This window comes from Cryobacterium sp. MLB-32 (assembly GCF_000738085.1).
In the GTDB taxonomy this organism is placed as follows: Bacteria; Actinomycetota; Actinomycetes; order Actinomycetales; family Microbacteriaceae; genus Cryobacterium.
Genome location: NZ_JPRS01000088.1, coordinates 1 through 7,982, shown reverse-complemented (window position 1 = coordinate 7,982; position 7,982 = coordinate 1). Strand labels below are relative to the sequence as shown.

The following is a 7,982-nucleotide window of genomic DNA, read 5'->3' as shown; positions in this document are numbered from 1 at the left end:
AGAGAAGTTCGTTACGGTCTGGAGCTGCAGCTCGCAGAAACGAGCGCAAAGTCGAGCGTTGAAGGATCTCAAGGCTCCATTGTCTCTTCGCTGCTGCAGCTTGGGATCATTCTTGGCCGGGGCGCGGATAATGCTCGAGAGGCGGTCCGTGAGGGGCTATGGGTCTTCCTCACAGACTCGAACGCTTATCACTCGTACCGTGTTCTTCAAGACCCGGGCATCATCAACGATGCGGTGCCGGCGACGCAGTTTTCCAGAACTTGGATGAAACTGCACGACGCAGCGATTCGCCAATGTACCGAGCTGCGTGGTCAGCTCGACGCCGAGTGCATCTCGCTACATGCGCTACTTGCCGCAGCCGCCGCTGTGTCGAGCTCGCGCGAAGCTGACGCGCAGACCAACTTCAATACGTTGGCTGCAGTGGCTTCCTTCGGTCTAGGAATCCCGGCGCTAGTGTTGGCGTTGTACGGGGCTGACAGGCTCTTGCCTCTGGATACGTTGCCGAGACAGTTCGCGTTCCTGCCCGTTGCTGCCGGGCTCGTCTTCGCGGCGATCCTGGCGGTGATGAGATCTCCGACGGGCAAACGCCGTCGGGTTTGGCTCCTCGGGGCTGCCGCTGCGCTAATTGCATCCCTGGCTCTACTTATCGTGGCGGGGATGATCTTGCCGGGTGCTTAGCCCGGCGTCCTTTCAACTCCACTCCAAGAGCGCCGCGGGGCCGGAGAATTCGCTCGAAACCGTCTCCGAATGCGGCATGATGAGCGCGGGGGCTTTCTTCCTGCGCCCAATCGCTGTTAGTGACGAAGGAGGCCTGACGAGTGTCTGCTTTAAGCGAGACCCACGCCCTCAAACAGCTCGTCGAAACAGATGCCACGTGGCGGCTACTGCGGGCCGACAACGCACCTGTGATCGCAGCCTTGCTCAGCGAGCATCTCGGTGGCGAAAGCCGGCGCCTCCCCACTGAGGAACTCTATGAGCGCCTCGACCACGATCTCGAGGCGCTGCGCGCACACGGGTTCGAGCTGCCGCAGAGCGCCCAAGGGTACTGCGCCGAATGGCGCAAATCTGGCTTCCTTACTCGGCGCCCCGCCGAAGAAGCGCGCGGCGAAACGTTTGAGCTGGCACCAGGGGCGCTGGGAGCCATCCGTTTCCTGGAGCAGCTTTCGGTTCCGCGGCAGACCGTCACGGAATCACGCCTGGCCAGTATCGGCGTGCAGCTGGGGCAGCTGGCGATCGAGACCGACCCGGATGCCACCCGGCGGCTCGAACAACTGCACGCGCAGCGTGACCGTATCGACGCGCAAATCGAACGCATCCACGCCGGGGCCCTGGATACGCTCGACACAGCTCGCGCGCTAGAACGCGTGCGCGATATCCTCGCCCAAGCCGAGGAGATTCCCTCTGATTTCGCTCGCGTGCGCGCTGAGTTCGAGACGCTCAACCGTGATCTGCGGGCCAGAATTGTCGAATCCGACGACACCCAGCGCACCGTGCTCAACGAGGTGTTCCGAGGCGTGGACCTAATTGGCGAGTCCGACGAGGGCCGCAGTTTCGCCGGATTCAGCGCACTCGTGCTGGACCCCGCCGTCGGAAGTGCGTTCGACGACGACATCGCCCGAGTCCTCGACCGCGACTTCGCCGGCGAACTCACCGCGGTGCAGCGCCGCTACCTGCGCCGGTTCATCGGCACCTTAAAGGACCACAGCGGCGAAATCCACGAGGTCATCACCGCGTTTGCTCGAGGGCTGCGCCGCTACGTGCAGTCCCAGGACTACCAGCGCGACCGTGTTCTGCGCGGCCTATTGCGTACGGCCCTGGCCGCCGGCGTCGAGGCATCGGTGCACGCCAAGCCCTACCAGCCCACGACACTGCGCCTCGAGCTCTCGGCAGTGGCGCTCGGTAGTGTGGGCGCCATTCGCCTGCACGACCCGGCCGACCTCGATGCCAGCGCTCCGGTCGTGGAGCATGTGGCCGGCGTCGCGGACCTCGAAGCGCTGCGCTCGCTCGCCCGCGCCACCGAGATCGACTTCGGTGAACTCACCGATAACGTGAACGCGGTGTTGTCTGAGGTCGAGCAGTGCACCGTGCGCGAGGTACTCGAGCAGTATCCGGCCAGCCAGGGTGTGGCAAGCATTGTGGGCCTACTTACCCTCGCCGCGAACCAGGGCGCTACCGTCGAGGGTATCGAGACGGTTCGCTGGCGAGGGGCCGACGAGGTCGCCCGCACCGCCGATATTCCGATCTACTGCTTTACGGGGAGACTGCTTTGAACGACGACTTCGGCACCGAGATTATTACCACCACTGACATGATTGCGGACCTCACCACAGCACTCTGGTCGGGAGACACCGGCGTGATCGGGGAGCAGGCGCGTCGGGCGCTTCTCGAGCTGATCAAGGGGCCCTACCTCTCGGGTGTGAAGGCCCCCATGCTGTGGTCAGCGCTTCTCGTCAATGAGGTCGTCATCCGGTCGCGACTGCACGAGCTATTCCTGGACCTGGTCGTTGACCGGGTCGGCGAATTTGCGTTCGTGCGCAACGTGAGCACTACCGAACTCACGGTGCCGAGCACCGTGCGCACTTCCGCGCTCACCTTTCTCGACACGGCAATGTTGCTCGTGCTGCGCCAGATGTTGCTCTCGGGCGAAGGTGAGGGGCGGGTCATCGTTGGGCAAGAGGATGTCTTTGAGCAGCTGCGCGTGTACCGCACCGTTGACCGCGACGAGAGTGACTTCAACAAGCGGCTGAATTCCACCTGGCTCAAGATGAAGAACACGCTGCGGGTGATTCATCAAGCCGGCACCGAGGACCGGGCTGAGATCTCGCCGGTTCTACGGCTGATCGTGGACGCCGAGCAGATCGCGGCGATCAGCGGCGAGTACCGGAGGATCGCGGCGGGCGGCGGGGCGGTCGCTCTTGTCGATGCGGATGCCGACACGAATGTCGGTGGTATCGACGATTCTGAGGTCGACGACCATACCGAGGAGATGACCTCATGACAATGCTCGAGATGACCGGCCTCGACGACGAACCGGGCGCCGCGGGGAAGCCGACTGCGACCGGACCGATCCACGCAGGGCAGTGGCGCCTGGCCAGAGTCGAGCTGCTCAACTGGGGCACCTTCGACGGGCACCACCGCATCGATGTCGCCCGCAAGGGGCACCTGTTCACCGGGGCATCCGGCTCGGGTAAGTCGTCACTTCTCGACGCGATCGGCACCGTGCTCACCCCCGACAGGTGGCTGCGCTTCAACGCCGCCGCGCAGGACTCCGCGGGCCGCAACGACGACCGTACTTTGGTTAGCTATGTGCGCGGGGCGTGGAGCAAAGAAGCCGACGAAACTCTCGACCGGGCGGTGAGCACCTACCTGCGCAAGACCGCCACCTGGACCGGTATTCTGCTGAGATTCGAGAACGAACGGGATGCCCCGATCACTCTCGCGCGCATGTTTCATCTGCGTGGGGCGAGTGTCGACAAGGGTGACTTGAAGGATGCCTGTTTCATCGACCGGGTGGACGTAAGCCTGCTCGATTTTCGTGAGCACGTAGCATCCGGCATCGAGGCCCGGCGCATCAAGAGCGCCTGGCCCAACGCCGTCGTAACGACAACGGGCTCCCACGCTCCGTTCTATGCCAAGCTGCGGCGTCTGCTTGGCATCGACAGCCTGAATGCACTGCACCTGCTGCACAAAACCCAGTCGGCGAAAAACCTCGGCAGTCTCGACCAGCTGTTCCGGGACTTCATGCTCGACGAACCGGCCACCTTCGCTCGAGCGAAGAACGCTGTGGAGCAGTTCGGCGAACTCAACCAGGCACACCAGCACATTGTCGAGCTGCGTAAGCAGGCCGCACACCTCAGCGATCTCGAGAAGTCGATCGCCGCCTACGAATCAGCGGCGGCGACGGCCGCGGAGGCCGAACGTCTTAGCGCGCTGATCGACCCCTTTCAGGCCCAATTGACGCTCAAATTGGCCGAGGACGAGCGAGGCGCGTTGCGGGCACGGCAAGCGCGGGCGGCCGAGGAGTGCAGGCGCACGGATGCGTCGCGGGACGACGCCGCCGAGATGCTGCGCGCCGCCGAGCGGAGATCGCTCCAGCTTGGCGGAAGCGACGCAACGCAGGCGCAAGAACGGTTCAAGGCCGCCACTGATGCCGCCAACAGCACGGCTCTGCAATGGGCCCGGTTCGCGGGGGAGCTAAAGGGCGTAGGAGTTGACCCGGCGCCTCAGAACGAGGAAGAGTTCGCCGAGCTCCAGGAATCGTCACGGCGAGTCATGGAGGAGTCGCCTCCGGCCGCCGCGCATGAGCACGGTGACAATGAACAATATTCTGCGGCAGGTCGTGAAGTCACGTCGATCGACGGAGAGCTGAAAGAGCTGCGCAACAGCAGGAGTAATTTATCCCCCGAGCTTTTGCGAGCCCGCAGAATTCTGGCCGTGGAGCTTGGTGTGACAGAGGGCGCTTTGCCCTTCGCCGGTGAGCTGATCGAAGTGCTGCCCCAGTTCGACGCGTGGACCGGCGCGATCGAACGCGTTCTCTTCCCACTCGCCAGCGCACTCCTCGTTCGCGACGATTACGTGCACGAGGTGCGTCGACGAGTGGAGGCCCGCAACCTGGAAACTCGACTCGTCTACGAGGCCGTTCCGGCCATCTCGGGTGCACCGCGGCCTGCCCGCACCACTAGTTCGTTGCTGCATCGAATCCGCATCAGTGACGGGCCATTCCACAGTTGGCTGCTCGAGCGAACGGCTGCGGACTTTGACTACGCCTGCGTCGAGCACCCCGATGAACTCGACCGGGTCGACCGCGGTGTGACTGTCCGGGGTCAGGTCAAGAAGTCTGCCCGCCGCTACGAGAAGAACGACCGTCACCGCATCGATGACGGCTCAAAGTGGATCCTCGGCGCCGACAACGAGGCCAAGATCGAGCTGCTGCTCGAACGCCGCCGCGACGCGGAGCGGCGTCACCAGGAGGCGGACGGCCGGCTCGCGCGGGCGCAGTCAAAGCGCGACGAATCGACCAAACGCCGCATCGTGTTCGAGCGGGTTCTCGGCCAGGATTGGTCCGAGTTCAACCGGGCGGCTGCCGACGAGCTGGTGCGGGCACGGCGTCGGCAGTTGCAGGCGCTGACTACCGATAACGCCCCGCTGCAGGACGCGCTTGGGACTGAGACTCAGGCCCGCGAACACTTCCAGGCCGCCGAGCAAGTAGCCAGGGCGAAGGCCCTGGAATTCAGCCAGGGCGCAGCGCTCCTTCAGGAGGTGAACGAGCTCATCCACGAGCTCGACGGGCGTGCCCAGGATGCCCTACTCAGCGAGGCCGACATCGTTTCGCTCGAGACGCGCTACCGTTCGGTGCTGCGCAAGATCGACCGCCGCAACGTCGGCGAAATCGGTCGAAAAGTCAGCGAGGCGCTGTACAAGGAGTTGAGCACCGCTCTGGCTCTGCTCCGTCGCGCGGAGTCTGAATTCGTCGCTCATGCCAGCATGTTCAAGGCGAAGTGGCCGGCTGCTGCCGGCGACCTGACCACTTCGATCGACGATCGCGCAGGCTACCGCATGCTGCTCGCGGGCATCGTCGAGCGCGGCTTACCCGAGCACGAGGGGAACTTCCTCAAACTTTTGCGCGACAAATCGCGTGAGCTGATCGGTCACCTGGCATCAGATATTCGTGATGCCCCGAAGCTGATTGCCGATCGCATCGAACCGGTCAATTTTTCACTGGGGCGCTCGCGCTTCGACGAGGAACGCTACCTGCGCATTGATGTCAAAATCAGGCGCACCCCTGAGGTGTTGCAGTTCATGGCCGATCTCAAGACCGTCGTCGACGGGGCTTGGGGCGAGGAAACGCTCGCCGCCGCCGAATTGCGCTTTGCCGTATTGAACCGGCTCATGGTGCGCCTTGCCTCCGGTGACAACGCCGACGTGGCCTGGAGCCGACGGTGTCTCGACACTCGCCAGCACGTGACGTTCATGGCGAGCGAGATAGACCTGGCCGGACGGGTCATGAACGTGCATGACTCAAGCGCCGGGCTCTCGGGTGGGCAGCGCCAAAAACTTGTGATCTTCTGTCTCGCCGCCGCTCTTCGATACCAGCTCGCGGCTAACGAAGACGACATGCCCTCGTACGCCACAATCATTCTCGATGAGGCCTTCGATAAGGCAGATAGCCGATACACCCGCATGGCGATGGACGTGTTCGTGGAGTTCGGCTTCCACATGATCCTGGCCACGCCGGAGAAACTGCTGCAGACCATCGAGCCGTATGTGGGCGGAATCACGTCGATCACCAACGCAACCAGACAAGATTCGCGAACGGCCGCTGTGCTCTACCGCGACGAAGAGAAAGCCTGATGGCTGTTCCGCGCTGCATGGTGACTGTCGCCGACGCCCAGGCTCGTGCGCTCAAGAAGCTTCTTGCCGACCAACGTGACTGGGCAGCCTTCGGTGGCGAGGACGCCCGACTCGAAATCGTGCTGCACCCGCCTACCGAGCGGGTTGCCCTCGACGATCAGGGAGCTGCCATCGCGTGGGTGCACGCTTGGCTGGGGGCGGATGCAGCAGACGCGACCGTCGAGGTGACCTGGGGCGGGCGCCAGTGGTCGAGCATCGGCGCGCAAACCGTGCCCGAACGTTGTCTGATTCAAGGTGCGGACGCAATCGCGGCCTTCGCCGGCACGGCTTCCGAACGAGACTGGCGTGTGCTGCGCGACCGCGCCGCGCTGATTCGCGGGGCATTCGCAGATCGGGCAGCGTCGACGGATGCCCTCGCAGCCGCCATCCGCTCGAACGGTCGCGTGCTGCAACAGTTGGCGGAGCCCGACTTCGCCACGCTGCTGCTGGTTGTGGCGTGGCTGGCCGAACATCCTTCATCCGGTTGGCGCATTCGGCAATTGCCCATTCGCGGGATCGACACGAAATGGCTCGAGGGACACCGAGCGGTCGTGGAAAGCCTGCACGCGGCGGTCAGCGGCCGGCTCTCGCTCGGGCTGCTCGATGCGCCCAACCTGGTGCGCGTTCGTTTTCTTGACCCTGCACTGCGTCCCGGGGGACTGTGCGACGTTATTGCGCCGGTGGAGGAACTTGCCGCGCTCGATATCGCTCCGAGGGTGGTGTTCGTCTTCGAGAATCTGGAAAGTATGTTCGCGATGCCCGATCTGTCGGGAGCCGTCGTCGTGCACGGGGGCGGGTATGCGGTCCCCCGCCTGGGAAGAATCCCGTGGATCCAAGGTGGTCGCGTCATCTACTGGGGCGACCTCGACTCGGACGGCTTCGCCATCCTGCACGCGCTGCGCTCGGGCTGCCCCAAAGCTGTGAGTGTGCTCATGGACGAGGAAACCCTGATCGCCTACCGCGATCTCTGGGTGCCCGAGCCCAAGCCGGCCGCCGGAACCTATCCGGACCTCACAGCTGCGGAGAATCGGGTGCTGGGGCGCATCCGCTCCGAAGGGAACGTGCGGCTTGAGCAGGAGCGGATTGCGTCGGGGTACGCGCTCGCGCAATTAGTTGACGCTGCTGCAGGAGTGCCAGACGGAGCAGGCTAGCCAGCGGTCTGCGGTGGTCTGATTTCCCGCATCCTGGCACGCGTGCAATGTAGCTGCTAGGCCGACGGCATCAAGGAAAGACTGTGGCCCGGTACACCTCGCACTCCCAGCCAAAGTGCTCGGTGATAGCTGGCGTTCGAGACCGCGACAACGTGGTGTTTGCGGAAGTCCAAGCTGGCGATAGGAGTCATAGTTCGTGTTTCAACGGCCTCCATTTCGTCGGTCAATATGAGCCCACCCAAGTCAAACTGCGTGTGGTGATTTGGGCAAAGGCAGAGGATGTTGCTTAGAGCATCATGACCAAGATGAGGGCGGCCCAGCGGCCTGACGTGAGCGCCCTCTGCGTAGGAAGCATTCGTCGAGGTCGGGATGGCCTTTTTGCACACTTGACACTCGTAGTCATAGAGCTTCTTCACCTCACGCGCCAGTTGCGAGTCCCGA

General features: G+C 63.7%; 6 protein-coding genes. 5 read left to right on the top strand and 1 reads right to left on the bottom strand.

Annotation, left to right across the window (positions count from 1 at the left end; translation table 11 throughout):
* The 5 genes from JF66_RS23595 to JF66_RS10535 all read left to right on the top strand — a co-directional run.
* Positions 1-678 (top strand): hypothetical protein (locus JF66_RS23595; RefSeq protein ID WP_035877695.1); only part of this gene is annotated, 678 nt, incomplete at its 5' end.
* Positions 679-818: 140 nt separating this feature from the next.
* Positions 819-2,270 (top strand): DUF3375 domain-containing protein, encoded by a 1,452-nt coding sequence (locus JF66_RS10550; protein WP_035877694.1) that lies wholly within the window; start codon positions 819-821, stop codon positions 2,268-2,270.
* Positions 2,267-2,998, top strand: coding sequence for a DUF4194 domain-containing protein (locus JF66_RS10545; RefSeq protein WP_231556375.1), 732 nt, complete (start codon positions 2,267-2,269; stop codon positions 2,996-2,998). The genes JF66_RS10550 and JF66_RS10545 overlap by 4 nt, the downstream gene beginning before the upstream one ends.
* Positions 2,995-6,351, top strand: coding sequence for an ATP-binding protein (locus tag JF66_RS10540; RefSeq protein WP_081882310.1), 3,357 nt, complete (start codon positions 2,995-2,997; stop codon positions 6,349-6,351). The genes JF66_RS10545 and JF66_RS10540 overlap by 4 nt, the downstream gene beginning before the upstream one ends.
* The gene (locus JF66_RS10535) at positions 6,351-7,541 is read left to right on the top strand and encodes a Wadjet anti-phage system protein JetD domain-containing protein (protein WP_051973412.1); all 1,191 of its coding nucleotides are present in this window, start codon (positions 6,351-6,353) and stop codon (positions 7,539-7,541) included. The genes JF66_RS10540 and JF66_RS10535 overlap by 1 nt, the downstream gene beginning before the upstream one ends.
* A gap of 56 nt (positions 7,542-7,597) precedes the next feature.
* Here JF66_RS10535 and JF66_RS10530 read toward each other — a convergent pair.
* Positions 7,598-7,982: HNH endonuclease (locus JF66_RS10530; RefSeq protein ID WP_231556374.1), on the bottom strand; the 385-nt coding region annotated here is incomplete at its 5' end.

Coding starts and splice junctions, on each gene's coding strand:
- JF66_RS10540 (WP_081882310.1), top strand. CDS start 2,995: ATGACAATGCTCGAGATGACCGGCCTCGACGACGAACCGGGCGCCGCG.
- JF66_RS10535 (WP_051973412.1), top strand. CDS start 6,351: ATGGCTGTTCCGCGCTGCATGGTGACTGTCGCCGACGCCCAGGCTCGT.